This window comes from Rhodanobacter sp. FW021-MT20 (genome assembly GCF_041107475.1).
Lineage (GTDB): Bacteria > Pseudomonadota > Gammaproteobacteria > Xanthomonadales > Rhodanobacteraceae > Rhodanobacter_A > Rhodanobacter_A glycinis.
Window position 1 is genome coordinate 500,056 of the sequence record NZ_JBGBPX010000001.1, and the last position, 24,652, is coordinate 524,707.

Genomic DNA, 24,652 nt, shown 5'->3' on the forward strand with positions numbered 1-24,652 from the left:
CAGGGCTCCGGACAGAGTGGATTGAATTGGTCATTGCATCAGCCCCTGTAATCCTATTTCTCGCCGAGCGCGATGCTGGCAGGACGTTCCATCCAGCCACCATTGCCGTTGGGAACCAGTTCGACCAGGTCGACGTGATCCGGTGCCACATCAGTGACCCGACCATAGTTCTGGCCCATGTATTCGTTGTCGATGACGCGATGGATCACGCCACCCGGGTCCTTGATCAGCGCCTGGATGTGCGCACCGGTACCGATCGTGCCGACCATCTTCAGGCTGTCCAGCGCGAACATCTCCAGCGGCTGCTTGGCGCGATTCTGGTCGGGCCGCGGCCCGGAGTTGTTGCTGGACTGCGCTTCGGTCGGGCTCGGGCTGAACGGGTCGCGGCGGCCTTGATCCTTGTAGGTGAAGGTCTCGAACGTCTTGATCACCGGCAACGGCGGGATCGGCGCACCCTTGAGGGATTTCTCGTGAGCCACCCAGGCACGCAGGTCCGACATGCCGCGGGTACAACCACCGAGCACGAGGGCCGCACCGAGCATCAGCGAGACGCGCGCCAGGCGGGCAGGTTTGATGGCAGCGATGATGTTCATTTCCGCCTCCTCGCCTTGCCGTGCGCCGATTTCTTGTCGGCCTCGCTGGTTTCGCTGTCGTCGAGATAGCGGTAAGTCTTCACCGTGCCCTGCAACACCAACTGTTCATTGGCTGCCGGCTCGGCACCCTTGGCCGGCGCATGCAGTGGCGTCAGCGAGACGTCATGCATGGTCAGGATCACCACGCGCGGCAACGAGGCCACGTCGCTGATGAAGGTGCCGAACTGGTGGTAGGTACCGATCATCTTGAGCTTGATCGGCTGCTCGGCATAGAAATCCTTGGGCGTTTCCGAACCCGGCTGGAACAGCTCGGTTTCCAGGCCCGCGGACAGCGCCGCCTGGGAAACATCCACCAGCAGCTCGGGCATTTCGGTCTTGCTGGGCAACTGGCGCAGCAACTGGCGCAGCATGTCCTTCATCTCGTCGAGCTGCTGCTGCAGCGCCTCGAGATTGACCGCCTTGGCCTGCTTCTGGGCGAACTCCTGCTTGAGCTGGACTTCCTTGCCGGCCAGCGATGTCAGGCTGTCCTGCTGGTTGCTGACGTGCAGGTACCAGCCGAAGAACACGATCACGGCGAACACCAGCACCGTGAAGAAAACCTTGACCGATTTCGGCCAGCCGCCAATGTTGTTGCGGTCGAGGTTGCGCAAGTCGTCGAAGAATTTCATCACTTGGCCCCTCCCTTGACGGCAGCGTTATGGGCGGGAGTCGCAGGTTTGTCCGACTCGACGGGCGTCACCGAAATCGATGGCTTCTTGCCGGGCTGCACTGGCGCGGTGGGCTTGGGCTTGGGCAGGGTCTGCGCATTTTCCAGCGCATTCGCCATCGCACTGAGTCTCGCACTGTCCGCCGGCGTTTTCGCCTGTGCCGCCCCATCTTTCAGCTTCTTTACGAACACCTCGATTTGCGCACGTTCCGCAGGTGTGTGGGCAACTGGTGGCGGGGGAATCTTGCTGTCGTTGGCATCGTCCTGCTTCGGCCGGCTCAGGGCGACCCGCAATCCGAAGCTGTACGGCATGCGCGAGGAATCGTGCGTGTTCTCGGTCTTGCTCAGGTCGGCCTGCCCCATCCAGGGCGAAGCCTCGATGTTGCGCATGTAGTCGGCCACGCTGGCATTGGATTGGGCCACGCCATTCAAGGTCATCGACTGGCCGTTCTGCTTGAGCGCGGTGAGGCGTGCGCTGGTCGGGATGGTCTTCACCAGTTCGTCGAACAGATGCACCATCTGCGAGCGGTTGGCCTGCAGTTGCTCGATGATCTGCTTGCGTGCCAGCAGCCGTGAACGCACCTTCTCGAGGTCGTTGATCTTGGCGATCTTCACGTCCACCTGCTTGATCTCGCCCTGCAGGTAGGTGTTGCGCTCGTTCTGGTTGTCGATGCGCATGCCCATCCAGAACGACCACACCAGCACGCACAGGATGCCGACCACGAAGGCCGCTCCCAGCTGCATGAAAAACTCGCGTTCGCGCTGCTTGCGGCGCTCGGCGCGCCACGGAAGTAGGTTGATATGTGCCATCAGTCGAAGCTCCTCAGCGCGAGTCCGACCGCGATCATCAGCGCCGGCGCATCCTGGGCCAGCGTCTGGGCCTGCACGCGCGAGGACAACGACATCCGCGCCAGCGGATTGGCCACCACGCACGGTACGCCGAGCTGCTCTTCGAGCATGCCGTCGATGCCTTCGATCGAGGCACAACCGCCGGCCAGCACCACCTGGTCGACCTTGCTGTATTCGCTACCGGCGTAGAAGAACTGCAGCAGGCGGCTGATTTGCTGCACCAGCGATTCCTTGAACGGCTCCAGCGCTTCGCTTTCGTAGGATTCCGGCAGACCGCCCTTGCGCTTGGCCCGACCGGCTTCCTCGTAGGAAAGTCCGTAGCGGCGCATGATCTCGTCGGTAAGCTGCTTGCCGCCGAACACCTGCTCGCGCGAGTAGATGGTGCGCTGGTTGCGCAGCACCGACAGCGTGGTCATGGTGGCGCCGATGTCGATCACCGCCACCAGTGCGTCGCGACCCACGTTGAGCTGGTCGGCGATCAGGGCGAAGGCGTTCTCCATCGCAAAGGCCTCGACATCGACCACCTGCGCGGTGAGTCCGCCCAGGTCCAGCGCGGCGACGCGCATGTCAACGTTCTCGGTACGCGAGGCCGCGAGCAGGATGTTGTTCATCTCGGGGTTGTCGCGCACCGGGCCGAGGATCTCGTAATCGAGACTCACCTCGTCGATCGGATACGGGATGTACTGGTTGGCCTCGACCTGGATCTGACCCTCCAGGTCATCTTCCGACAACTCGCTGGCCATCGGCACGATGCGCGTGATGACGGCCGAACCGGCCACCGCCGCCCCCGCGTGCTTGAGCTTGGAGCCCGAGCGCGCCAGTGCGCGCCGGATCGCCTCGCCCACCGCCTCGACCTCGACGATGTTCTTCTCGACCACGGCATTGGGTGGCAGCGGCTCTACCGCGTAGTGTTCCACGCGATAACGGCCGCCAGACTGACTGAGCTGCAGCAGCTTTACGGCAGTCGAACTGATATCGACGCCGACCAGCGGCGGCTTCTTGGGTGTAAAGAGACCCACGGTTTTCCCCCTTGCCCCTTGCGGCTGCGGCCAGAAATCTGGCGAGCCCGCAAGGGCATTAGATCCAAAAATTAACGCAATCGCAACGGCCTACGCGATCTTTCTCGACTTTTTGACGTGATGGCCTGCACATTTGAGCTATCGCGCTTTGCGGCATCGGACCTGGATCCACGTCTTCGCCGTTCCGGTAGTGGATACTGCTACATCTATACTCTGGCGTGTTTTGACTCAGGTCTCGCTACATCCACATGACTCCCTTTTTGAAGCGTTTGTTGCGCTGGCTGCTGATCCTGGGCTTTTCCGGACTGCTGCTGGCTGCCCTTGCCGTGGGCGTCGCCTACTGGCTGGTCGCCCCTCGCCTGCCTTCGGTGGCGGTGCTGAAGGACTATCACATGCAGGTGCCGCTGCGGGTGCTCAGTGCCGATGGCAAGCTGATTGCCAGCTTCGGCGAGACCCGGCGCATCCCGGTCAGCATCGGCCAGGTGCCGGACATGCTCAAGCATGCCGTGCTGTCGGCCGAGGATGCGGACTTCTACCACCACCCGGGCGTGGACTGGCGCAGCGTCGTGCGCGCCGGCTGGCATGTGATCCTGGCCGGCGGTCAGAAGGTGCAGGGTGGCTCGACCATCACCCAGCAGGTGGCGCGCAACTTCTTCCTCAGCCCGCAGAAGCTGTATTCGCGCAAGCTGATCGAGATGTTCACCGCGATGCGCATGGAGGACGAGTTCACCAAGGACCAGATCCTCGAGCTGTATCTCAACAAGATGTTCCTCGGCCACCGCGCCTACGGCGTGGCGGCCGCGGCGGAGTACTACTACGGCAAGAAGCTCGACCAGCTGACCATTCCGGAATGTGCGGCGATCGCCTCCACTTTCCAGTTGCCGTCGGCGGTCAACCCGGTCAGCAATCCCCAGCGCCTGGTGGCCCGCCGCAACTGGGTGCTGGGCCAGATGCACGAACACCACTACATCAACGACGCCCAGTATCAGCAGGCCATTGCCGCCCCGGACGACGCCTCGCCGCATGAGCAGCCGATCCAGGTGGAAGCGCCGTACCTGGCCGAAATGGTGCGCCAGCAGGTGCTCAAGCGGTTCGGCAACGACGCCCTGACCGAAGGCTACGTGGTGAAAACCACGGTCGAAAGCACCCGCCAGCAGGACGCCCTGGCCGCCGTGCGCAAAGGCCTGATCGCCTATGACCGTCGCCATGGCTGGCGCGGCCCCGAGGCGCACCAGGACCTAACTGCCGCACCGACCGATGCGGAGTTGGACCACGTGCTGGCCGGCTACAACGAGATCGCCGGCATGCAGCCGGCCATCGTCACCGCGGTGTCTGCCAGCGCGGCCACCGTCTACCTCGGCCACGACACCAGCGTGCAACTGGGCCTGGCCGCGATGAGCTGGGCCCGCAAGTACATCAGCGACAGTCGCATCGGCGTCGCGCCCAAGGCCGTCAGCGACGTGCTCGCGCGCGGCGATGTCATCCGCGTGTCGCGTAACGGCAAGGACCAGTGGGAACTGGCCCAGATTCCCAACGCCGAGGCCGCGCTGGCCTCGATCAGGCCCGAGGACGGCTCGATCCAGGCGCTGGTGGGTGGCTTCAGCTTCCTGCGCAGCAAGTTCAACCGCGCCACCATGGCGGCGCGCCAGCCCGGCTCCAGCTTCAAGCCGTATTTCTACTCGGCCTCGTTCGACCGCGGCTTCACCCCGGCCTCCATCATCAACGACGCCCCGCTGGCCCTGCCCGACCCGTCGCGACCCGGCGGCCTGTGGACGCCGAGCAACGACGACAACAAGTTCGCCGGCCCGATGCGCCTGCGCGAGGCGCTGGTGCAATCGAAGAACCTGGTCTCGGTACGCCTGCTCGACGCGATCGGCGTGGGTTACGCGCGTACCTTCGCCACCCGCTTCGGCTTCTCACTGGCGGCACTGCCGGACAACCTGTCGCTGGCGCTGGGCACCGCCTCGGTCTCGCCGATCGGCATGGCCCGCGGCTATGCGGTGTTCGCCAATGGCGGCTACCTGGTCACGCCGTACTTCATCAAGGAAATCGATGACCGCGACGGCAAGCCGGTGTATATCGCCAATCCCGCGCGCGCCTGCCGCACCTGCGAAGAACGCCTGCTCAATCCCACGCCACCGGCACCGCCGCCGGCCGACATGCTGTCTGCCCCGGCCAACAGCGTGGTGGCCAGCGCCGATTCGACCCCGGCACCGGCCAGCACGACTGCCGACGAGACCGGCGACGACCAGGGCCCGCTGCCTGCCGATGCCCATGGCGGCGGCACGCATCCGCCGGTACTGGCGCCGCATGTACTGGATATCCGCACCGACTACCTGATCACCTCGCTGATGAAGGACGTGATCCTGCGCGGTACCGGCTCCGCCGCCCGTGCGCTGGATCGCCCGGATCTGGCCGGCAAGACCGGCACCACAAACGACCACCGCGACGCCTGGTTCGTCGGTTTCGACGGTGATCTGTCCACCGCGGTATGGGTTGGCTTCGACAATTTCAGCTCGCTCGGACGCGGCGAATTCGGCGCCAAGGCCGCCCTGCCGATCTGGATGAGCTACATGGGCTCCGCACTGAAAGGCCTGCCCGAAGACAGCCTGGCCATGCCACCGGGCATCAGCACCGTGCTGATCAATCGCGACAGCGGCCTGCCGACCACGGCCAGCGATCCCAATGCGATGTCCGAAATCTTCAAGGTGGAAGATGTCGACAAGCTGCGTGCCAAGGCTGCGCAGCAGCAGAACAAGGATCAGCAGCACGCCTATGACATCTTCTGATGCGGCGAGCGAGAAGTGAGTCGAGAGGAGTGAGGAGCGAGAGAAAGCCGGCAGGCGCCATCGGCTTCCTCGCTTCGTGAAATCCCAGGTGCCAGGAGCGTACGTGCACAGGGTGCGCTCCTGCACAAAAGTACGTGATGGCAGGTTTTCGCCACACCCCGTGCACGCACAGTCCGACGTTTCCATGTAGCCTGTTGACGCAGGCTACGGAGGAACCGTCATGGCACGAGGCGAACACCACCGCATCCACGCGCACGATCGCGTGCAACGCAACCGGGTGCTGATTGCCCAGGAAGCAGCGCGATTGATGAGTGAGCACGGCATCCGCGATTTCCATCGCGCCAAGCTCAAGGCCGCCGAGCGGCTGGGCATCCTCGACACCCAGGCCTTGCCGCGCAACCACGAGATCGAACAGGCACTGCGCGAGCACCAGCGCCTGTTCCAGGCCGAAAGCCAGCCCCGGCTGCTTCAGCAACGTCGCGAGGCTGCCGTGGAGGCCATGCGTTTCCTGCAGGCCTTCGAACCACGTCTGGTCGGCGCGGTGCTCGAAGGCACCGCCGACACCCACTCGGCGATCTGCCTGCACGTATTCAGCGACGATCCCGAAGCCGTCGGCCTGTACCTGCACGAGCACGGCGTACCGTTCGAAGCGCAGATGCGACGGCTGCGCACCAGCCGCGAGTCGACCGACGACTACCCGGTATTGCTGTTCGCCGCGGACGAGCTTCCCTTCGACCTGACCGTACTGCCCCGCGATGCCCTGCGCCAGGCACCGCTGGACCGCATCGACGAGAAACCGATGCGTCGCGCACCGCTGGCCATGGTGGAGGCCCTGCTCGCCGACGATGCCGACAACGAGGACGACTTCGAGCGCAAGCTGTCCGCCGCGTTGCGCTGACCATCCCGCAAAAGGAAACGCCCCAGCCGAAGCCGGGGCGTTTTGTCGAACTGCTACGCTTGCGTGAGACTCAGCGCTTGTCCGCGGTCACGTAATCGCGCACGTCGTGGCCGGTGTAGATCTGGCGCGGACGACCGATGCGCGATCCCGGAGTCTCGTGCTGCTCGATCCAGTGCGAGATCCAGCCGGCGGTGCGGGCGATGGCGAACATCACGGTGAACATCTCGGTGGGGATGCCCAGGGCCTTGTAGATGATGCCGGAGTAGAAATCGACGTTCGGGTACAGCTTGCGCTCGACGAAGTACTCGTCCTTCAGCGCCGCCTCTTCCAGCTTCATCGCCACGTCCAGCAGCGGATCCTTGACGCCCAGCTCCGCCAGCACCTTGTGGCACATCTCGCGGATGATCTTCGCGCGCGGGTCGAAGTTCTTGTACACGCGATGGCCGAAGCCCATCAGGCGGAAGCTGTCGTTCTTGTCCTTGGCGCGCAGGATCGCCGACTCGACGTTGTCCGGCGTGCCGATTTCCTGCAGCTGCTTGAGCACCGCCTCGTTGGCGCCGCCATGGGCCGGGCCCCACAACGCAGTGATGCCGGCGGCGATCGACGCATACGGATTGGCACCGGTGGAACCGACCAGCCGCACGGTCGAGGTCGACGCATTCTGCTCGTGGTCGGCGTGCAGGATGAACAGCAGGTCCAGTGCCTTGGCGGTCACCGGCTTGAGCTCCAGCGGCTCGCTCGGCACCTCGAACATCATGTGCAGGAAGCGGTCGACGTACTCGAGGTTGTTGCGCGGATAGCGGAACGGCCAGCCGATCGAATAGCGGTAGCAGGCCGCGGCAATGGTCGGCATCTTGGCCAGCAGGCGGATCGCGGCCATCTTGCGATCGGCCGGGTTTTCCACGTTCAGGTCGTCATGGTAGAACGCCGACAGCGAGGCCACCGCGGCGGCCAGCATCGCCATCGGATGCGCGTCGTGGTGGAAGCCCTGGAAGAAGTTCTTCAGCGACTCGTGCATCATCGTGTGATGCGAAACGTCGTGCTCGAACGTGGTGAACTCTTCCTTCGAGGGCAGCTCGCCGTTGAGCAGCAGGTACGCCACTTCGAGGAAGCTGGACTTCTCGGCCAATTGCTCGATCGGATAGCCGCGATACAGCAGCACGCCCTTGTCGCCATCGATGTATGTGATCGCGCTCTTGGTGCTGGCGGTGGCGCCAAAACCCGGGTCGAAGGTGTAGTGCCCCGTATCCTTGTAGAGCGTGGCAATGTCGATGCAGGCCGGGCCGAGCGTGCCACTGATCAGCGGGAGTTCGCTGCTGCGGTTGCTCGACTCGTCCATCAATTTGACGGTCTTGGTATCGGACACGGAAACCTCCTTGCGGCAAAGTGGCGTCGCCGGCTTGTGTCACGCAGGACATGGACCAGCGGGGGAAATGGGGCATCGCGGGCGGGGAAACCACGCCATGCATCCGTGACATTATCGCACAACGGCAGATGAACATCCGTTCGCGGATGGTCGAATTTGAAACGCAAAAAAACACGGGGTGAGCGATGCCCACCCCGTGTCTTGCGTTCGTCCGGATGGCCGCTCAGCGCGGCCCGCGCTTACTTCTGCGCGTAACGACGACGGAACTTGTCGACGCGACCGCCGACGTCCAGCGTCTTCTGCTTGCCGGTGTAGAACGGATGGGAATGGCTGGAGATATCCACCTTGACCAGCGGGTACTCGTTGCCGTCTTCCCACTTGACGGTGTCCTTGGTCGCGATCGTCGAGCGCGTCAGGAACGCGAACTCGGACGACAGGTCCTGGAACACCACCGGGCGATAATTCGGATGGACATCAGGCTTCATGATGGACTCAAAGTGGTGCGTGAAAAGAAGGCAATTGTACTGAGTCGCCTGCGATGCAGTCAACTGACGCCTTGCCCGGAATGCCGAACCCCCTGTCACAGGGCGCTTCGTGAAGGCTCACGCCGCACCCAGCGCCCCGCGAATCAGCGCCGCGAACCGCTCCCGGTCCAGCTCCAGCACCACGTTGGCATTGGCCGGTCGACCGAGCCGACCGGCCCAGTCCACCACCGTGGCACCCCGGGTCAGGCGGCCGTCCAGTTCCACCGCCACGTGGCGGCGTTCGCTGCGGGTGACAATGGCCGGGTCGATCGCCACCGCCATCGCCAGCGCATCGGCGGCCACCACCCCATGACGATCGTGGCTGGCGTTGTAGGCGCGCGCGGTGCCGAAAATCTTGCCGAAGAAATCGGCGCGCTTGTCGCCGGCGGCGAGCCACTGGTCGAACTCGGCATCGTCGAAGGCGTGTCGCAGGGTGGCTTCCCAGTCGACCAGGTCGAATTCGGGAAAACCTTCGAAGACCACATGCGCCGCCTCGGGATCGAAACCGATGTTGAATTCGGCGGGAATCTTGCCGGTGTTGCCATGTCCGGTCACCGCCCCGCCCATCACCACCAGCCGCTTGACCCGCTGCGGCAGGGTGGGATCGAGCCGCAGGGCCAGCGCCAGGTTGGTCAGCGGCGCCAGTGCCACCAGGGTCAGCTCGCCCGGCCGCTCGCGGGTCAGGCGCAGCAGCGCCAACGCAGCCGCCTCGTCCGCCACCGGTGCGACCGACGCGGGAAACCCGACATCGCCAAAACCATCCGTGCCGTGCACGAACGCAGCGTCTTCTTCCGGCATACGCACCAGCGGTGACGGGCAACCGCCAAACACCGGAATCGTGGCGCCCAGCAGGTCGACCAGCGTGCGCGCGTTGCGCACCGTATGCGCCAGCCCCACGTTGCCGGCGGCAATGCTGAGCCCGGCAATGTCGGCATGCGCATGCGCCATCAGAATGGCCAGCGCGTCGTCCACGCCGGGGTCGGTATCGATCAGAAGTTGCGGTTTTCTCATGGATGGATGATCGCAAGAATTGAATTGAAAAGTGCAGCCAGGGATGGCTGCCCATTTGATCTTCGCAATCAAGGATGATTGCAAAAGCTAAGCCTGCGCGTAACGCGCCGACGCACCGATCCAGCGCATGACCAGCCGCTCCGCCTCACGCGGGTTTTTCGCCAGCATCCGCTCGCCCACCTGCTGCACCGCCGGCAACAGGTGCGCATCGCGTGCCAGGTCGGCGATGCGGAAGGCCAGCTGGCCAGTCTGCCGTGTCCCCAGCACTTCGCCTGGGCCACGCAACTCCAGATCCTTTTCGGCGATGCGAAAGCCGTCGCTGGTCTCGCGCATCACCTGCAGGCGCTCCCGCGCAAGCTGCCCCAGTGGCGGCTGGTACAACAACACGCAACTGGACGCGACGGCGCCCCGCCCCACCCGGCCACGCAACTGATGCAGCTGGGCCAGGCCCAGCCGCTCGCTGTTCTCGATCACCATCAGACTGGCATTGGGCACGTCCACGCCCACCTCGATCACCGTGGTGGCCACCAGCACCGCCAACTCGCCGGCCTTGAAGGCATCCATCACCGCCTGCTTTTCCTTCGACTTCATGCGGCCATGAACCAGCCCGACCCGGCAATCGTCCAGCGCCGCGGAGAGTTCGGCATGGGCCACCTCGGCGGCCTGCGCGCGCAATTGCTCGGATTCCTCGATCAGCGTGCACACCCAGTACACCTGCTGGCCGCCACGGCACGCGGCATGGATGCGCTCGATCACCTCGGCGCGGCGCGCATTGGACACAGCCACGGTCTGCACCGGCGTGCGCCCGGGCGGCAGTTCGTCGATGGAGGACACGTCGAGGTCGGCATACGCACTCATCGCCAGCGTGCGCGGGATCGGCGTGGCGGTGAGCACCAGTTGGTGCGGTACCAGCCCGCTGCCGTGATCGGCCCCCTTGTCGCGCAACGAAAGGCGTTGCTGCACGCCGAAGCGGTGTTGCTCGTCGACGATGACCAGCCCTAACTGCGCGAACGCCACGCCCTCCTGCATCAGCGCATGCGTACCGACCACCACCGGCGCGCCTTCCGCCACCCGCGCCAACGCCTTCTGGCGGGCCTTGCCGGTGACCTTGCCGGCGAGCCACTCCACCTCGATGCCCAAGGGCTCCAGCCAGTGGCGGAAATTGCGCAGATGCTGCTCGGCCAGCAATTCGGTGGGCGCCACCAGTGCTGCCTGCCGGCCCGACTCGACCGCAGCCAGTGCGGCCAGCGCGGCGACCACGGTCTTGCCCGAACCCACATCGCCCTGCACCAGCCGCAGCATCGGCTTCGGACAAGCCAGGTCGGCCATCACTTCCCGCGTCACCCGCTGCTGTGCAGCCGTGAGCCGGAAGGGCAGCGCCGCGTGCAAGGCCTGCTGCAACGTGCCGTCACCGCCAAGCGCAGGCGCATGCCGGTGGCGCACCGCCGCCCGCAGGCGCTTCAAGCTCAGGTGCTGGGCCAGCAATTCCTCGAACGCCAGGCGCTGCTGTGCCGGGTGGCGCCCCTGCACCAGTTGCGCCAATGCGGCATCCGGCGGCGGTCGATGGACGTAGAGCAAGGCGTCGCGCAGCGAGGTCAGCCCATGATCGGCACACAGCGCGGCCGGAATCAGCTCCAGCTGCGCATCCCCCGGCAACAACGCCAGCGCCTTGGCCACCACGCCAGCCAGGCGCTTCTGGCCCAATCCCTCGGTGGTGGGGTAGATCGGGCTCAGCCGCTCCTCCACGGCCACCGCCTCGCCATCGCCGATGCGCTGGTATTGCGGATGGATCATCTCCGGCCCGTGCGCCCCCTGGCGCACCTCGCCGAAACAGAGCAGGCGCGTACCCGGCTGCAATTGCTCAAGCTGGGCCCGGCGAAAATGGAAGAAACGCAACTGCAGGGTATGCCCGGCGGCGTCGCCGATGGCCACCTTCAACTGCGGCCGGTAACGGAAGCCGCGCTCCACCTCTTCGATCGAGCCCACCACCTGCACGCGATCACCGGGCCGAAGATCGGCGATCGCGGTGACGCAGGTCTTGTCTTCGTAGCGCAACGGCAGGTGAAACCACAGGTCCTGCACGCACGCCAGTCCCAGCCGCTCGAGCGCAGCCGCCAGTGCCGGCCCGACGCCCGGCAAGCTGGACAGCGGCGCCAGGCCGGGATCAGTGGATTCGGTCGACGGACGGGCGTTGCGGGGAGCCATGGGCCAAGCCTAGCCGGAGCGCACGCTCGCGCCCAGCCGTACCGGCGGCGATCAGCGTAGGCCGACGCCGCGCCGATCGATCAGGACAACACCATCACCGCATCCACTTCCACCTGGGCACCCTTCGGCAGCGCGGAGACCTCGATGGTGGAACGTGCCGGATACGGCGCCTGGAAATACTCCGCCATCACCGCGTTCACCGCGGCAAAGTTGGCCAGGTCAGTGACATAGATGCCCACGCGGACCACTTGCGGCAGCGAACCACCGGCCGCCTTGGCCACTGCGACGAGATTCTCGAACACGCGACGCGTCTGCGCGGTGATGTCACCGTCGACGAGGTTGCCGGTCGCCGGATCAAGCGGGATCTGCCCGGAAAAGTACACGGTGTCGCCGGCGCGCACGGCCTGCGAATACGGGCCGATGGCGGCAGGCGCCTGGTCGGTAGCAATGATTTGGCGGGACATGGGGAAACCTCAGTCGGAAAAGGCGATTGTAGGAGCGCACCCTGTGCGCGAAAACCTCGACGTCGTAGCCGGCCGGTCTTCGCGCGCAGGGTGTGCCCTACAGCGGATACCGGTACACGCCGCTGACCACGCCGGTGCGGCGCACGCGGCGCATCACGTCGGCCAGGTGCTTGCGATTCCTCACCTCGATGGTGAACAGCAAGGTGGCCGCGGCCAGATCGCGCTCGACGTACTCGACATTCTCGATGTTGGAATCGGCTGCCGCGATCGCCGCGGCGATGGTGGCCAGCACGCCGGGGCGGTTGATCACCTCGATGCGCAGTTCGGCACGGTAATCGCCCTGCACGTCGCGATCCCATTCGATGCCCACGCAACGCTCGGGCGACTTGCGCAGCTCGACCACGTTCGGACATTCGGCCCGATGCACCACGATGCCCTTGCCCGAGGACAGGTAACCGATGATCTCGTCGCCCGGCAGCGGATGACAGCAGTTGGCGAAACTGAGCACGCCACGCTCGGCACCGGTGATGCGGATCTTCTCGGCCGGATGCACGAGCGCGGAGGCCTCATGCGAACGCCGCCCGCGGGTGGCAACCAGTTGGCTGGCCACCTGGTCGGGCATGCGATTGCCCAGCGCGATATCGGACAGCAACTCTTCCAGCCGCTTGAACTTCGACTCGTGCAGGAAGCGGTCCAGCACCGTGGGCGGGATCACTTCCAGGCTGCTGCCCAGCGCATCCAGCGCGCGATCGAGCATGCGATGGCCGAAGTCCACCGCGTCCTCGTGCTGCAGATGCTTCAGGTACTGGCGGATCGCGGTACGTGCCTTGCCGGTGACCACTACCTCCAGCCACGCCGGGTTCGGCACCGCCGACGGCGCGGTGATGATTTCCACCAGTTGCCCCGATTCCAGCCGCGTGCGCAGCGGCAGCAGTTTCTTGTCCACGCGGGCAGCCACGGCATGGTCGCCCACGTCGGTATGCACGGCGTAGGCGAAGTCCAGCGCAGTGGCGTTGCGCGGCAGCGCCAGGATGTCGCCACGCGGCGTGAACAGGTAGACCTCGTCCGGGAACAGGTCGATCTTGACGTTCTCGATGAACTCAGCCGACGAGGCGGTATGCACCGAGCTGTCGGCCAGCGAGGACAGCCACTCGCGCGCCCGCGCCTGCGCGCTGTTGGCCGGACCGCTGTCGGTCTTGTAGGCCCAGTGCGCAGCCACGCCACTCTCGGCCACGGAGTCCATTTCGGCGGTGCGGATCTGCACCTCGATCGGCGCGCCGAACGGCCCCAGCAGCACCGTGTGCAACGACTGGTAGCCGTTCGCCTTGGGGATCGCGATGAAATCCTTGAAGCGACGATCCACCGGCTTGTATAGCGCGTGCACCACGCCGAGCGCCATGTAGCAGCTCATCGCGCTGTCGACCACCACGCGGAAACCGTACACATCCATCAGCTGGGCGAAACTCTTGTGCTCGCTGTGCATCTTCGAATAGATGCTCCACGGCGACTTGATCCGCCCCACCACACGCGCCGGCAACTGGTCGGCTGCCAGGCGTGCGGACAGCGCCTCCTCGATCTTGCCCATCGCCTCGCGCCGATTGCCCAGCGCCGCGCGGATGCGCTCGCTGATGACGCGGTAGCGGTCGGGATACAGCGCGCGGAAACCGAGGTCCTGCAGCTCGGCCTTGATCTTGTTCATGCCCAGGCGCTGGGCGATCGGCGCGTAGATTTCCAGCGTCTCGCGCGCGATGCGGCGACGCGACGGCGCATCCTTGGCACCCAGCGTGCGCATGTTGTGCAGGCGGTCGGACAGCTTGATCAGGATCACGCGCAAGTCGCGCGCCATTGCCAACAGCATCTTGCGGAAACTTTCCGCGTCCGCCTCCTGGCGACTGCCGAACTTCATCTTGTCCAGCTTGGTGACGCCGTCGACCAGCTCGGCCACGGTTTCGCCGAACTCGCTGGCCAGCGCGCTGCGACTGAGCTCGGTGTCCTCCAGCGTGTCGTGCAGGATGGCCGCGATGATGGTCTCGGCATCCATGCCCAGCTCGGCCAGGATGCCGGCGACCGCGACCGGATGCGTGATGTAGGGTTCGCCGCTCTTGCGCGCCTGCCCCTCGTGGGCGTGCGCCCCCACTTCGTAGGCACGCAGCACGCGCTCGATCTGGCTTTCGGGGAGATAACCGAGGCGCTCTCTCAGCGCCAGCACGTAGGGAGGCAGCACGGACGGATCCAAGGGAGGATGCGTGGCCGCCGGCATCGATATGCGGGGCCCGCTCAGGCGCCCGCCTCCATGGTTTCGCGACGGCAGGGGACGCCCCCTGCGAACAGGGCGCGATCAGACATGCCGGCGGGGCCGGCCAGGCGACTGCGGGATCGACAGCCGCCGTCGTCCATCAGTCGTCGCCGCCCTTGGAAAGGTCGTCGTCGACCTCGGCCGCGGCCCATTCCAGCGCCTCGCGCTCGGCGCGCTCGCGCTCGGCCTTGTCGATTTCGTCGATGGTGGCCTGGTCGATGCGGCGATCCGCGATTTCGCGCAGGGCCAGCACCGTCGGCTTGTCGTTGTCGGGGTTGACGGCCGGATCGGCACCCTTGGCGAGCTGCCGGGCGCGTTTGGTCGCCATCAGAACCAGCTCGAATCGGTTGTCGACCACCTCGAGGCAGTCTTCCACGGTAATGCGTGCCATGTGAAATCCTTAAGCGATAAAGCGACTTATACAGAATGACAGTGTAGCCAGCGCGCGCTTGGCTGGCAATGCAAGGCCACGTATCATGGGCGGTCAGGCAACGATATGGCACCGTCCGCTCGCGGATCGTGCAGAATATAAAACCAAGCGGTACAATTTTCTCTTCCCCCTCCTCCGCAGCGGACCCCCTGCCGATGCCTTCATCCTTCCGCTCTCCGTTGTCCAGGCTTGTCGCACTCTGCGCCGTACTGGCCGTCACCGGCTGCGCCGTGGCACCCCCGCGCACCGATGATCCCTTGCAGCACTTCAACCGCAAGGTCTACGCCTTCAACGATACCGTGGACAAGTTGGCCATCCGACCGGTGGCCGTCGGCTATCGCAAGGTGACCAACCCGCCGGTGCGGCGCTCGGTCAGCAATTTCTTCTCCAACCTGCGCATGCCCATCACGGTGGCCAACGACCTGCTGCAGGCGCGCCCGAAGCAGGCGCTGGAAGGTTCCGGCCGCTTCCTGGTCAATCTCACCCTGGGTATCGGCGGCATCTTCGACCCGGCCACGGCCATGGGCATTCCGGATAGCGATACCGACTTCGGCATCACGCTGGCGCGCTGGGGCGTGCCGGAAGGCGACTTCCTGATGTTGCCGCTGATCGGCCCGACCACCATGCGCGACGTGTGGCGCTTGCCGGTGGACAGCTACTTCTTCGATCCGCTGCATTACCTCACCAGCAACCACAAGTTCCACCACGGCGTGTACTACATCCCCTCCGTGCTGTATCTGGTATCGCTGCGCGCGCAGGCGATCGACGCGGAAAGTTTCCTGGAATCCGCCTACGACCCCTATGCATTCCTGCGTGACGCCTACCGACAGCATCGTCTGTACAAGCTGTACGACGGCAACCCGCCCTCCGACGTGATCGAGCGCATGCAAGGCCTTGACCAGAAAGGCTTCGATCCCGACCAGTTGCTTCAAGAGCAGCATCAGTGGGAGAAGAAGAACAACGACGGCGCCGCCAAGCCGGCCAACGCAAAGGGGGCAACCCTGCCAGCCGGCACCACCGGGCACGGCTGAAGCGTCGCCACGCAGCACCGGCAGCACACATGAAAACGGGGCCGATCGGCCCCGTTTTCATGTGTGCATCAAGATCGGTATCTCAAGCCAGCATCGGAGCCACGCCACTGACCTGCGCCAACGTGCGCATGCCCGCCGGCGCGTTCAGCACGCGCACGGATCGCCCATGCCCCGCCGCGTCAGCCAGCACCGCCAGCACGCAGGCCAGGCCGGCGCTGTCGCAACCCTGTACCGCCGCCAGGTCGAGCTGGCGGCGCGGGCCCTGGCCGAGCGCCGCATTCAGCGCAGCCAGCGCGGCAGCAGCGGTGGCAAAGCTGAGCGTGCCGGATACCGCCACGGTATCCGGCACGCTGCTGTCCAGGCGGAAGCTTTCGCCGCTCGTCACGTCAATGGCCCTGCTTGTCCTGCTCCATCGACTTCAGCGCCTGCGCGCCCTGAGTCTCCAGATTCTTGATCAGCTGGTCGATGCCGACCTTGCGGATTTCCGCATCGACCTGGTTGCGGTAGTTGGTGATGTAGGAAATGCCCTCGATGATCACATCGTAGGCCTTCCACTCGCCACTCTGCGTCTTGCGGAACGCGTAGTCCACCGAGATGGTCTTGCCGTTGCTCATCACCACCTGGGTACGCACCACGGTACGGCGACTGTTGAGGTCGCCATTGAACGGCAGCACGTGCACCGCGCCCTGGGTGTAGTTGAGCAGGCCTTCCGCATAGCGGTGGGTGATCGAGTTGTAGAACGCCTTGGCGAAGCGGGCGCGCTGCTCCGGCGTGGCAGCACGTGCGTGCTGGCCCAGTACCAGGATCGAGGCGTAATCCACGTCAAAGTGCGGCAGGAAGATCTCGTTGATGATCGAGATCAGCTTTTCCTTGTTCTTCGCCAGCTCGGCATGGTGCCCGGCGACGGCGGTATCGAGCTGATGGGCAATGCCCTGCACGATCTGCACCGGCGACTGATCGGTGGCCGGGGCCTGGCTGGCGGCATTCTGGGCGAAGGCCGGAGCGGCAATCGCGCCTCCCAGCACAAGGGCGGTGGCAAGAACCAAGTTGCGCAACATGGGAAGACTCCTGGGAATTCGAATTCGGGGCACCGGCTCAATGCTTGCCGGCAGGGGTGGACGATGAGCCGCTGCCGGGCTTGTCGCCCGGAGAACCGTTGACCAGGAACTTGCCGATCAGGTCTTCCAGCTGCATGGCCGACTGGGTCAGGATCATCTCCTCACCGTTCTTGAGATTGTCCGGCGAACCGCCGGGCTGGATCGCAACGTACTGGCTGCCGATCAAACCGCTGGTGAACACCGCGGCGGACGAATCGTCGGGGATCTTGTTGAAGGTGTCGTCGATGGCCAGGGTGACCTTGGCATCCAGCTTCACCGGATCGGCCTGGATCGACGCGACCTGGCCAATCACCACGCCAGCCATCTTCACCGGCGCACCCACCGACAAGGTGCCGATATTGGTGAAGTTGGCCGTCACCTGATAAGTGCCGCCGATATTGTCGTTCACCCCGCCGGCGCCGAAGAACTTGCCGATCATCGCCTCCAGCGGCTGGCTGGAATGGGTCAGCGCGAGCTTGCCGCCAGCGGCCACGAAGGTCTTCGCATGGCCGTACTCGATGCCCACGTACTGGTCGCCGAGCAGGCCGCTGGTGAAGATGCTCGCCACCGAATCTGCAGGAATCGAGGCGTAGCGCTTGTCGATCGACAGTTTCACGTCGGCCACCGGCTTGCCGGGTTCCAGCTCGATCGACTGCACCTGGCCGATGCGCACGCCCGCCACCTTCACCGGCGCACGCTCCTTGAGCTGGCCGACATTGGTGAACTGGGCATCGACGGTGTAACTGTCGCCCTGGTGGCGGTTGGCCACCGAACTGGTCTGGGTGGCAAGGTAGGCGAGCGCGGCGAAGCCGAGCACGATGAACAGGCCGGTGCCGACGGCATAGGATTTTCTCTGGCTCACGGCATCATCCTCGAAAAGAAACGGGTAGTCATGGCGGCGGTCGACATCGGCATGGTCACATCAGGAAGGCAGTCAGCACGAAATCCAACGCCAGAATGGCGATGGACGAAGCGACCACCGTACGCGTGGTCGCGTAGGCCACGCCCTCGCTGGTCGGCGGCGCGGTAAAGCCCTGGAACACCGCGATCAGCGAGACCACGGCGCCGAACGCCAGGCTCTTCCAGATCACGCCGTTGACGATGTCCTGCCACACGTCGACGGTGGCGGTCATGTTCGACCAGAACGTGCCGTTGTCGATACCCAGCCAGGTCACGCCAACCAGATGGCCACCAAAGATGCCCATCGCACAGAACACGCAGCACAGCAGCGGCATCGCGATCAGTCCGGCGAGAAAGCGCGGCGCCACCACGTAGGCCAGCGGATCGACCGCCATCAGCTCCATCGCGGCAATCTGGTCGGTGGCGCGCATCAGGCCGATCTCGGCGGTGATCGAGGTACCGGCGCGACCGGCGAACAGCAGCGCGGTGACCACCGGGCCCAACTCGCGGTAGATCGCGATCGCCACCACCGTGCCGGTGGCCGCGGTGCCGCCGAAGATCGACAGTACGTGGTACAGCTGCAACGACAGCACCATGCCCACGAACAGGCCGCAGACCATGATGATGGTCAGGCTCATCGCGCCCACGAACCACAACTGGCGCACCGTTTCGAGCGCATGGCGCATGCTGCGCGGAACCGCCGCCAGGATGCGCAGCAGGAACAGCCCGCAATCGCCGATCTGGCCCAGCGACTGGGTCACGATATTGTCGCGTCCAACCTGCGCGTTCATGGACTACTCCGCGAAAATCCCAGCGCCTCGGCGTAATCGCCGGCGGGGTACTGGAACGGCACCGGGCCGTCGGCCTCGCCGCCGAAGAACTGCCGCGTCCACGGCGAGCCATCGTCGGCAATGGTTTTCGGATCGCCCTGCGCCACCACCTTGCCGTTGGCGATCAGGTAAACATGGTCGGCCACCTGCTTGATCGCCTCCAGCTCGTGCGCCACCAGCACGCTGGTGATGCCCAGCGTCTGGTTCAGTGTACGGATCAGCTTCAGCACCTGGTTCAGCGCGATCGGATCGAGGCCGACGAACGGTTCGTCGTAGAGAATCAGCATCGGGTCGAACACGATCGCCCGTGCCAGCGCCACGCGCCGCGCCATGCCGCCGGACAGCTCGCTCGGCTCCAGTGCCGCCGCCCCGCGCAGACCCACCGCCTGCAACTTGGTCAGCACGATGTTGCGAATCAGCACTTCCGGCAACCTGGTGTGCTGGCGCAGCGGGAAGGCCACGTTCTCGAACACGTCGAAATCGGTCAGCAACGCGGAATTCTGGAACAGGTAGCCGATCCGCTCGCGCAATGCGTACAACTGCTCGCGACCCAGCTCCGGCACGTTCCGCCCGTCCACCCGCACCTCGCCTGCATCGCCGCGCATCTGCCCGGTGATGTGCTTGAGCAAGGTGGTCTTGCCGGTGCCGCTCGGGCCCATGATGGCGGTGACCTTGCCGCGCGGGATGTCCAGATCCAGCCCGTCGAACACCTTCTTGCCGCTGAGCACCGTGGTCAGGCCACGAATGCGCACCAGGGTTTGCTCGTCAGGCGTGTTGGGTACGGGCATGGTCATGAACTGCCGGGTACAGGAAAAACAAGCAAGGTAGCCGAAGCGCGGCCAGAAGACCATCGGTCGCGAGTCGGACTCATTCAGCCGCCAGCAATTCGGCGATCAACGATTCATGCCGCTTCCACTGCAATGCGCTGCGCTGGCGTACCGCGTGCACGATCGCGCGCAAGTCCTCCAGCGCGTCGTCGAAGCGATCATTGACGATGATGAAATCGAACTCGTGCGCATGCGCAATCTCGCCGCGCGAATTGTGCAGGCGCCGCTCGATCACCTCCGGCGCATCCGAACCGCGGCCACGCAGGCGGCGCTCCAGCTCGACCCGCGACGGCGGCAGGATGAACACGCTGACGCAATCGGGCTTGCTGGCACGGATCTGCTGCGCGCCCTGCCAGTCGATCTCCAGCAACACGTCATGCCCCTGCGCCAGCAGCTCCTGCACGGTGCGACGCGAGGTGCCATAAAGATTGCCGTGCACCTCGGCATGCTCCAGGAACACGCCCTCGGCAATCTCGCGCTCGAACTCCGCGCGCTCCAGAAAGTAGTAATGCCGCCCGTACTGCTCACCCGGCCGCGGCGCCCGCGTGGTATGCGACACCGACAGCGAGATCGCCGGATCACCCTCCAGCAAGGCATTGACCAGGGTCGACTTGCCCGCACCCGAGGGAGCCGCAACGATGAACAGCGTGCCGCACGGTTTTTCCATTTCAGTGCCCTTGCTCGATCGTGTGGCTACGCTGTACACGACACCGAAGCGGGCCAGTGAAACCGCGTTGGCTGCACGGCGAGCGGGGCGAGCGGGAAAGCGAGGTGGATTTCATCCGGGCAAGTATAGCGGGAGCGTCGACATGCACTCCGGGCCAGGAGACTGACGCGCCGGGAAACTGAAGAGTATCCGCCTCCCGACGCGATTCGCACTATACGCTTTCGCAGCTACGCTGCGGCAAGGTCCTGCAGGATATTGTCGGCCGCCTGCAGCGCCAGTGCGGCAATCGTCAGCGTCGGATTTCCCGTGGCAATGGTGGGAAATACGCCGCTGCCCACCATGTAGAGGTTGCCGTGGTCCCACGACTGCTGGCGGGCATTCAGCACCGAGTCGGACTTGCTGTCACCCATACGGTAAGTGCCGGCAATATGCCCGGCGCCGTAGAAGGTGAAGTTGTTGCCCTGGTACTGGAAGTTGGTAGCGGTGACCTGGTCGGCCGCGCCGTACAGCACCGGTGCCGGCGGCGTCCTGGTGTACTCGGTGGCGCCCATGGCGTTGAAGATTTCCGTGGACACCTGCTTGGCAGAAACGAAACCGTCGCGCTCGTAATCCTGGCGAATGCGATAGGTGACCCGCGGACGCGGCAGGCCAAGATGATCGGTCTCGGTGGGCGACAGTTCGACCCGGTTGTCCGGATCGGGCAGTTGCTCGATCAGGTAGCCCAGCCGGATCTGGCGCACGTAGATGCCGTTGAGCGTATCGACCAGTTGCGCGCCGAAAAGCTGGCTGTTCGCGGGCAGGTTCGGGTTGAAGCGCAACGGCTGCCCCTGCGGGTTCACCGCGTTGCCGTTGAGCTGGTTGGTATCCTGTCCGAACACGAAATCCGCCAGCGTGGTGAACGGATCGTTGGCCGCCCATTGCCAGCCCTCGTTGCCGATCTCGATGCGATAGGCCGATCGATTCTTGCGGAACGCACCATCGCGCAACGACTCGATACCCGAGGTGGAGAGCGGGCCGCGAAAGGCGTAAACCGGATCCTTGGCCAAGCCCCAGGCCAGGTACATCACGTGGTCCATCAGGTTGCGTCCGACCTGCCCGCTGGAATTGGCCACGCCGTTCGGAAAGTTCTTGTTCTTGTTCGACATCAGCAGCAACTTGGGTGTCTCGATGGCGTGCGCCGCCAACAGATACTTGCTCGCGGTCACCGTGCCCGAACCGGTGGCGTCGCCGGTGTGCTCGTCGTAGCTGATGTAGTCGATGCCGACGACTTCGGCGGTGTCGTCGTCGACGCGGATGTTGCTGGCCACGCAGCGATAGCGGATCTCCACGTTGCCGGTCTGCAAGGCGTCGCCCAGGGTCACGGTGGCGTCGTACTTGGCCTGGATCGGACAGATCGGAATGCAGTTGGTATTGCCGGCGCACTGGCGCCGGTCCCCCGGCAGCGAGTTGCGCCCCTGCGGCGTGGGCGTGAGGTAGACCGGGTTGCCGTCGACGGTGAGCGTGGTGACCGCCGGCACGTCGAAAGCCTGATCGACCAGGGAGTCGACGATGGCCGGCATCGGGTAATCGTAGTCGGGGCCATACTGGCCGCTGGGCGACACCTTGAACTGGGTGTAGAGCGTGTCGAGCTGCGTCTTGTCGCCAGAGACGCCGATCACGTCGGTCGCCTTCTCGTAGTAGGGCACCAGCGCCTGGTAGAAGGTTTGCCCGCCGGGCCAATCCACGCCATGCCCATACGTCGTCTTCAGCGTGAAGTCGGTAGGAAACAGGCGCAGGCTGGTGCCCAGCCAGTGCCAGGTGGTACCGCCGCCGATGCGCTCGTAGGAACTGGCGAAGGCGAAGGTGACCTCCGGACTGTCGCCCTTGAGATAGGGCGGCTGCGGAGGATAGTCGAAGTAGCACTGCTTCGGATTGCGCCAGGCGCCGATCTGCAGCACGGTGTAGCGCGGCGCGTTTTCGGTGGCCGGATCGGGCAGGCCCAGCGGGTTATCCGGCGTGGCCGCGGTCGGGTTCTGCGTCGTCGGCGGGTACGGCGATTCGGGCGTCTTCGCGTTGGCCTTGAAGAAAGTCTGCATGTAGCCGCTGCGATCCACCGGCACCGGCGCACCGGCTTCGAGGATCAACACCTTCTTGCCCTGCCGACCCAGTTGATGGGCCACGATGGCGCCGGCGATGCCGGAGCCGACAATCACCAGGTCATAGGTTGGATTGCTCATGGGTCACGCTCCTTGCTGGCCGGTGTAGTCGTTGAGTGCCGGCGGCTGGCTGTTCCAGTAGCCGTAGCGGTAGTTGGAATCGCCCATCGGATGCGACTGCATGACCTGCCAGGCCAGCCCGCAGGTGTAGCTCTTGGCCGAGATCAGGTCGCTGACCGTGCTGGCCGGGGCGCTGGCGCTGGCTGGTATCAGGGTGGGCCACGCGCCCGAGTACCACATGAAGATCAGCTTGCGGCAGGCCAGCACGAAGTCCGCGCCATTGGCCGGGTCGAGCATGGCCGTGCCGATCTGCTGGTCGCTCAACTGCTGCGCCGCCAACGCCGCATACTTCGCGAAAATGCTGTCGACCAATTGCGAATTGCCGCTTTCCGCAACCACCTTGGCAGTGAAAAAGGGCAGGTATTCCGCCTTGATGTTCACCGGGTCGAGACTGGGCGCGAGAATGCTGCTGGCAAAGCCGGTCAACACCGCGCTCAGGCCGATGAAGTTGTCCATGGTATCGCTCATGTCGGTGTCCCTCCGGGTTATTGGGCGCGCTGCAGCAGGTAGGTGAAATCGGCGGACTTGCCCGCCGTGGTGGTGGCGTTGTTGTGGCACGCCATGCAACTGCTGGAGGTCTGCTTGACCTCGCCCTGGATGTAGCTTTCCAGCGTGGTGTTGGCCAGGAACGAAGGCGCGGGCACCCCGGTCGGATCGATCCGGCTGCTGGCATTGGTCGGCCATTGCGTGCTCACCAGCTCGTAATTGAGCCAGACCGAGTTGGGCGTCACCGCGGCCAACGCCCGATGGAAGCTGTCGTTGAGCCGCTTCGCCTCGGGCGTGATCGCGATCACCCGCTCGATCTGCGACGGCTTGGTGTACGCGTTCTCCGGGTTCCATGGACGCGGCGGCGGCTCGTTCACCTGGCAATCCTTGCAGGCCGGATCGAAGAAGTTGTACGCGCTGCGTTGCAGCTTCTCGCCCTGCGTCGGGGCATTGGCCACGTTCTCGAACGTGGACCAGATCCACTGCGGCTCATCGGCGGTCTTGTGCGCGATGTGCAAGCCCACCAACCCCACTTTTTCAAGCTTGCAGAACGGCTTCACGCCGTGCTGCTCGGCGGGGTTGTCATAGACCAGCGCCCAGGCGGTGAAGAACTTCGACGGGTCGTACTTGCCGCCCATCTCCACCCACGCCGCCTTTACCATGATCGAGCCGACCTGCTGGGTCTTGGGGCTGCTCGAAGGGAAGTTGGCATCGGCATTGAAATCATCCTGCCCCTTCTTCGAATACAGCGTGTTGCCGAGGATGTAGTTGAACATCGTCTCGTTGGTGAGGATCTCGTAACGCGTGTAGCGACCGTTCTGGTCGATCAGCGGACCGGTCTTGAACGGCTCGCTGCTCTCGTCCAGCAGGTTCGGCGTCTTGCCGATCTGGGTCAGCCGCAAGGTATTCGGCGGCAAGGTCTTCGGATTGATGCCGCTGCACACCGCCGGCAACGGCGTGTTCTGTCCCCACGGCCGCGGCGTTTCCCCCTTCGGCAGGAAAATGCTGCGGCTCTCGCGCCAGTGCTGCCAGACCACCGAATCTTGTGGCACCTGGCCGATGGTCAGCTTGGTGTTGGGCGACCCGTCGGCATTCGCCGGCCAGTTCAACGCCACGAACATCTGCCACGAAAACACGTCGAAATCGTGCTGCAACGACGCCAGCGTGGGCGGGCTCGGCGGCGAGGTCACGGTGATCTCCAGCGGAATCGTCGGACTGAGCACCGGCACGGTGGCCGCCTGTTTGTCCGCGCCCGGCGCATCGGGCGCCATGCCTTGGGCAAGAAACGCTACCAGCAAACCAGAGGCGGCCACCCCCAATGGCCACGCTCGGCGCAAATGTAACAAACGCAAAGACGGGATATGGTTCTTCATGAGCATCATCCTCTACGGTCTGGCAGGGACATTGAC

The 24,652-nt window shown here is 64.7% G+C and carries 23 protein-coding genes; 3 read left to right on the forward strand and 20 right to left on the reverse strand.

Features of this window, described 5'->3' with window-relative positions:
• Positions 1–53 precede the first annotated feature (53 nt).
• The 4 genes from AB7849_RS02405 to AB7849_RS02420 are packed head-to-tail and all read right to left on the reverse strand — an operon-like array spanning position 54 to position 3,167.
• Positions 54–593 (reverse strand): pilus assembly protein PilP, encoded by a 540-nt coding sequence (locus tag AB7849_RS02405; protein ID WP_008211555.1) that lies wholly within the window; start codon positions 591–593, stop codon positions 54–56.
• Positions 590–1,261, reverse strand: a complete 672-nt coding sequence (locus tag AB7849_RS02410) for a type 4a pilus biogenesis protein PilO (RefSeq protein WP_008211557.1) — start codon at positions 1,259–1,261, stop codon at positions 590–592. The genes AB7849_RS02405 and AB7849_RS02410 overlap by 4 nt, the downstream gene beginning before the upstream one ends.
• On the reverse strand, positions 1,261–2,109 hold the full coding sequence (locus tag AB7849_RS02415) for a PilN domain-containing protein (protein WP_008211559.1): 849 nt from the start codon (positions 2,107–2,109) through the stop codon (positions 1,261–1,263). The genes AB7849_RS02410 and AB7849_RS02415 overlap by 1 nt, the downstream gene beginning before the upstream one ends.
• Positions 2,109–3,167: a pilus assembly protein PilM gene (locus AB7849_RS02420; protein ID WP_008211562.1), complete on the reverse strand. Its 1,059-nt coding sequence runs from the start codon at positions 3,165–3,167 to the stop codon at positions 2,109–2,111. The genes AB7849_RS02415 and AB7849_RS02420 overlap by 1 nt, the downstream gene beginning before the upstream one ends.
• Positions 3,168–3,415: 248 nt before the next feature.
• Between AB7849_RS02420 and AB7849_RS02425 the strand changes: the two genes are divergently transcribed.
• Both AB7849_RS02425 and AB7849_RS02430 read left to right on the forward strand, forming a co-directional pair.
• Positions 3,416–5,956, forward strand: a complete 2,541-nt coding sequence (locus AB7849_RS02425) for a penicillin-binding protein 1A (RefSeq protein WP_008211564.1) — start codon at positions 3,416–3,418, stop codon at positions 5,954–5,956.
• A gap of 220 nt (positions 5,957–6,176) precedes the next feature.
• Positions 6,177–6,854 carry a hypothetical protein gene (locus AB7849_RS02430; RefSeq protein ID WP_008211565.1) on the forward strand — a complete coding sequence of 226 codons (678 nt, stop codon included), beginning with the start codon at positions 6,177–6,179 and terminating at the stop codon, positions 6,852–6,854.
• Between the two features lie 70 nt (positions 6,855–6,924).
• On the opposite strand, the gene AB7849_RS02435 is transcribed toward AB7849_RS02430, so the two are convergent.
• The 7 genes from AB7849_RS02435 to rpoZ all read right to left on the reverse strand — a co-directional run bounded on the left by AB7849_RS02435 (position 6,925) and on the right by rpoZ (position 15,111).
• On the reverse strand, positions 6,925–8,220 hold the full coding sequence (locus AB7849_RS02435; RefSeq protein WP_369500518.1) for a citrate synthase: 1,296 nt from the start codon (positions 8,218–8,220) through the stop codon (positions 6,925–6,927).
• 239 nt (positions 8,221–8,459) lie between these two features.
• Positions 8,460–8,705 carry a type B 50S ribosomal protein L31 gene (locus AB7849_RS02440; protein WP_008211571.1) on the reverse strand — a complete coding sequence of 82 codons (246 nt, stop codon included), beginning with the start codon at positions 8,703–8,705 and terminating at the stop codon, positions 8,460–8,462.
• 117 nt (positions 8,706–8,822) lie between these two features.
• Positions 8,823–9,755 carry a nucleoside hydrolase gene (locus AB7849_RS02445; protein ID WP_369500519.1) on the reverse strand — a complete coding sequence of 311 codons (933 nt, stop codon included), beginning with the start codon at positions 9,753–9,755 and terminating at the stop codon, positions 8,823–8,825.
• Positions 9,756–9,842: 87 nt separating this feature from the next.
• Positions 9,843–11,960, reverse strand: a complete 2,118-nt coding sequence (gene recG / locus AB7849_RS02450) for an ATP-dependent DNA helicase RecG (protein WP_369500520.1) — start codon at positions 11,958–11,960, stop codon at positions 9,843–9,845.
• Between the two features lie 80 nt (positions 11,961–12,040).
• Positions 12,041–12,424, reverse strand: a complete 384-nt coding sequence (locus AB7849_RS02455) for a RidA family protein (RefSeq protein WP_008209492.1) — start codon at positions 12,422–12,424, stop codon at positions 12,041–12,043.
• 97 nt (positions 12,425–12,521) lie between these two features.
• Positions 12,522–14,684, reverse strand: coding sequence for a RelA/SpoT family protein (locus AB7849_RS02460; RefSeq protein ID WP_008209493.1), 2,163 nt, complete (start codon positions 14,682–14,684; stop codon positions 12,522–12,524).
• 136 nt (positions 14,685–14,820) lie between these two features.
• Entirely contained in the window at positions 14,821–15,111 is a 291-nt protein-coding gene (gene rpoZ / locus AB7849_RS02465; protein WP_092702028.1) for a DNA-directed RNA polymerase subunit omega, read from the reverse strand.
• A 194-nt stretch (positions 15,112–15,305) separates the two neighbouring features.
• Here rpoZ and AB7849_RS02470 point away from each other — a divergent pair, with 194 nt between their 5' ends.
• On the forward strand, positions 15,306–16,181 hold the full coding sequence (locus AB7849_RS02470) for an MlaA family lipoprotein (RefSeq protein ID WP_050984289.1): 876 nt from the start codon (positions 15,306–15,308) through the stop codon (positions 16,179–16,181).
• An 82-nt stretch (positions 16,182–16,263) separates the two neighbouring features.
• On the opposite strand, the gene AB7849_RS02475 is transcribed toward AB7849_RS02470, so the two are convergent.
• The 9 genes from AB7849_RS02475 to AB7849_RS02515 form a co-directional block, all read right to left on the reverse strand.
• Complete coding sequence (locus AB7849_RS02475; protein ID WP_369500521.1) at positions 16,264–16,566, reverse strand: STAS domain-containing protein; 303 nt, start codon at positions 16,564–16,566, stop codon at positions 16,264–16,266.
• 1 nt (position 16,567) lies between these two features.
• Entirely contained in the window at positions 16,568–17,239 is a 672-nt protein-coding gene (locus AB7849_RS02480) for an MlaC/ttg2D family ABC transporter substrate-binding protein (protein ID WP_092702022.1), read from the reverse strand.
• Positions 17,240–17,276: 37 nt separating this feature from the next.
• Positions 17,277–18,140: an outer membrane lipid asymmetry maintenance protein MlaD gene (mlaD, locus tag AB7849_RS02485; RefSeq protein WP_008213669.1), complete on the reverse strand. Its 864-nt coding sequence runs from the start codon at positions 18,138–18,140 to the stop codon at positions 17,277–17,279.
• Between the two features lie 55 nt (positions 18,141–18,195).
• The gene (gene mlaE / locus AB7849_RS02490; protein WP_008213668.1) at positions 18,196–18,969 is read right to left on the reverse strand and encodes a lipid asymmetry maintenance ABC transporter permease subunit MlaE; all 774 of its coding nucleotides are present in this window, start codon (positions 18,967–18,969) and stop codon (positions 18,196–18,198) included.
• A complete protein-coding gene (locus AB7849_RS02495) occupies positions 18,966–19,802 on the reverse strand; it encodes an ABC transporter ATP-binding protein (protein ID WP_037101018.1) in 837 nt (278 codons plus the stop codon). Before AB7849_RS02495 ends, mlaE begins: the two co-directional genes overlap by 4 nt.
• 73 nt (positions 19,803–19,875) lie before the next feature.
• Positions 19,876–20,502 carry a guanylate kinase gene (gmk, locus tag AB7849_RS02500; RefSeq protein ID WP_008213660.1) on the reverse strand — a complete coding sequence of 209 codons (627 nt, stop codon included), beginning with the start codon at positions 20,500–20,502 and terminating at the stop codon, positions 19,876–19,878.
• A gap of 227 nt (positions 20,503–20,729) precedes the next feature.
• Positions 20,730–22,718, reverse strand: coding sequence for a GMC family oxidoreductase (locus AB7849_RS02505; RefSeq protein WP_008213659.1), 1,989 nt, complete (start codon positions 22,716–22,718; stop codon positions 20,730–20,732).
• 3 nt (positions 22,719–22,721) lie between these two features.
• On the reverse strand, positions 22,722–23,225 hold the full coding sequence (locus tag AB7849_RS02510) for a hypothetical protein (RefSeq protein WP_008213658.1): 504 nt from the start codon (positions 23,223–23,225) through the stop codon (positions 22,722–22,724).
• 17 nt (positions 23,226–23,242) lie between these two features.
• Positions 23,243–24,616: a hypothetical protein gene (locus AB7849_RS02515; RefSeq protein ID WP_369500522.1), complete on the reverse strand. Its 1,374-nt coding sequence runs from the start codon at positions 24,614–24,616 to the stop codon at positions 23,243–23,245.
• Positions 24,617–24,652: the final 36 nt, after the last annotated feature.

Coding starts and splice junctions, on each gene's coding strand:
- AB7849_RS02405 (WP_008211555.1), bottom strand. CDS start 593: ATGAACATCATCGCTGCCATCAAACCTGCCCGCCTGGCGCGCGTCTCG.
- AB7849_RS02410 (WP_008211557.1), bottom strand. CDS start 1,261: ATGAAATTCTTCGACGACTTGCGCAACCTCGACCGCAACAACATTGGC.
- AB7849_RS02415 (WP_008211559.1), bottom strand. CDS start 2,109: ATGGCACATATCAACCTACTTCCGTGGCGCGCCGAGCGCCGCAAGCAG.
- AB7849_RS02425 (WP_008211564.1), top strand. CDS start 3,416: ATGACTCCCTTTTTGAAGCGTTTGTTGCGCTGGCTGCTGATCCTGGGC.
- AB7849_RS02430 (WP_008211565.1), top strand. CDS start 6,177: ATGGCACGAGGCGAACACCACCGCATCCACGCGCACGATCGCGTGCAA.
- AB7849_RS02440 (WP_008211571.1), bottom strand. CDS start 8,705: ATGAAGCCTGATGTCCATCCGAATTATCGCCCGGTGGTGTTCCAGGAC.
- AB7849_RS02445 (WP_369500519.1), bottom strand. CDS start 9,755: ATGAGAAAACCGCAACTTCTGATCGATACCGACCCCGGCGTGGACGAC.
- recG (WP_369500520.1), bottom strand. CDS start 11,960: ATGGCTCCCCGCAACGCCCGTCCGTCGACCGAATCCACTGATCCCGGC.
- AB7849_RS02455 (WP_008209492.1), bottom strand. CDS start 12,424: ATGTCCCGCCAAATCATTGCTACCGACCAGGCGCCTGCCGCCATCGGC.
- AB7849_RS02460 (WP_008209493.1), bottom strand. CDS start 14,684: ATGCCGGCGGCCACGCATCCTCCCTTGGATCCGTCCGTGCTGCCTCCC.
- rpoZ (WP_092702028.1), bottom strand. CDS start 15,111: ATGGCACGCATTACCGTGGAAGACTGCCTCGAGGTGGTCGACAACCGA.
- AB7849_RS02470 (WP_050984289.1), top strand. CDS start 15,306: ATGCCTTCATCCTTCCGCTCTCCGTTGTCCAGGCTTGTCGCACTCTGC.
- AB7849_RS02480 (WP_092702022.1), bottom strand. CDS start 17,239: ATGTTGCGCAACTTGGTTCTTGCCACCGCCCTTGTGCTGGGAGGCGCG.
- mlaE (WP_008213668.1), bottom strand. CDS start 18,969: ATGAACGCGCAGGTTGGACGCGACAATATCGTGACCCAGTCGCTGGGC.
- AB7849_RS02495 (WP_037101018.1), bottom strand. CDS start 19,802: ATGACCATGCCCGTACCCAACACGCCTGACGAGCAAACCCTGGTGCGC.
- gmk (WP_008213660.1), bottom strand. CDS start 20,502: ATGGAAAAACCGTGCGGCACGCTGTTCATCGTTGCGGCTCCCTCGGGT.
- AB7849_RS02505 (WP_008213659.1), bottom strand. CDS start 22,718: ATGAGCAATCCAACCTATGACCTGGTGATTGTCGGCTCCGGCATCGCC.
- AB7849_RS02510 (WP_008213658.1), bottom strand. CDS start 23,225: ATGAGCGATACCATGGACAACTTCATCGGCCTGAGCGCGGTGTTGACC.
- AB7849_RS02515 (WP_369500522.1), bottom strand. CDS start 24,616: ATGAAGAACCATATCCCGTCTTTGCGTTTGTTACATTTGCGCCGAGCG.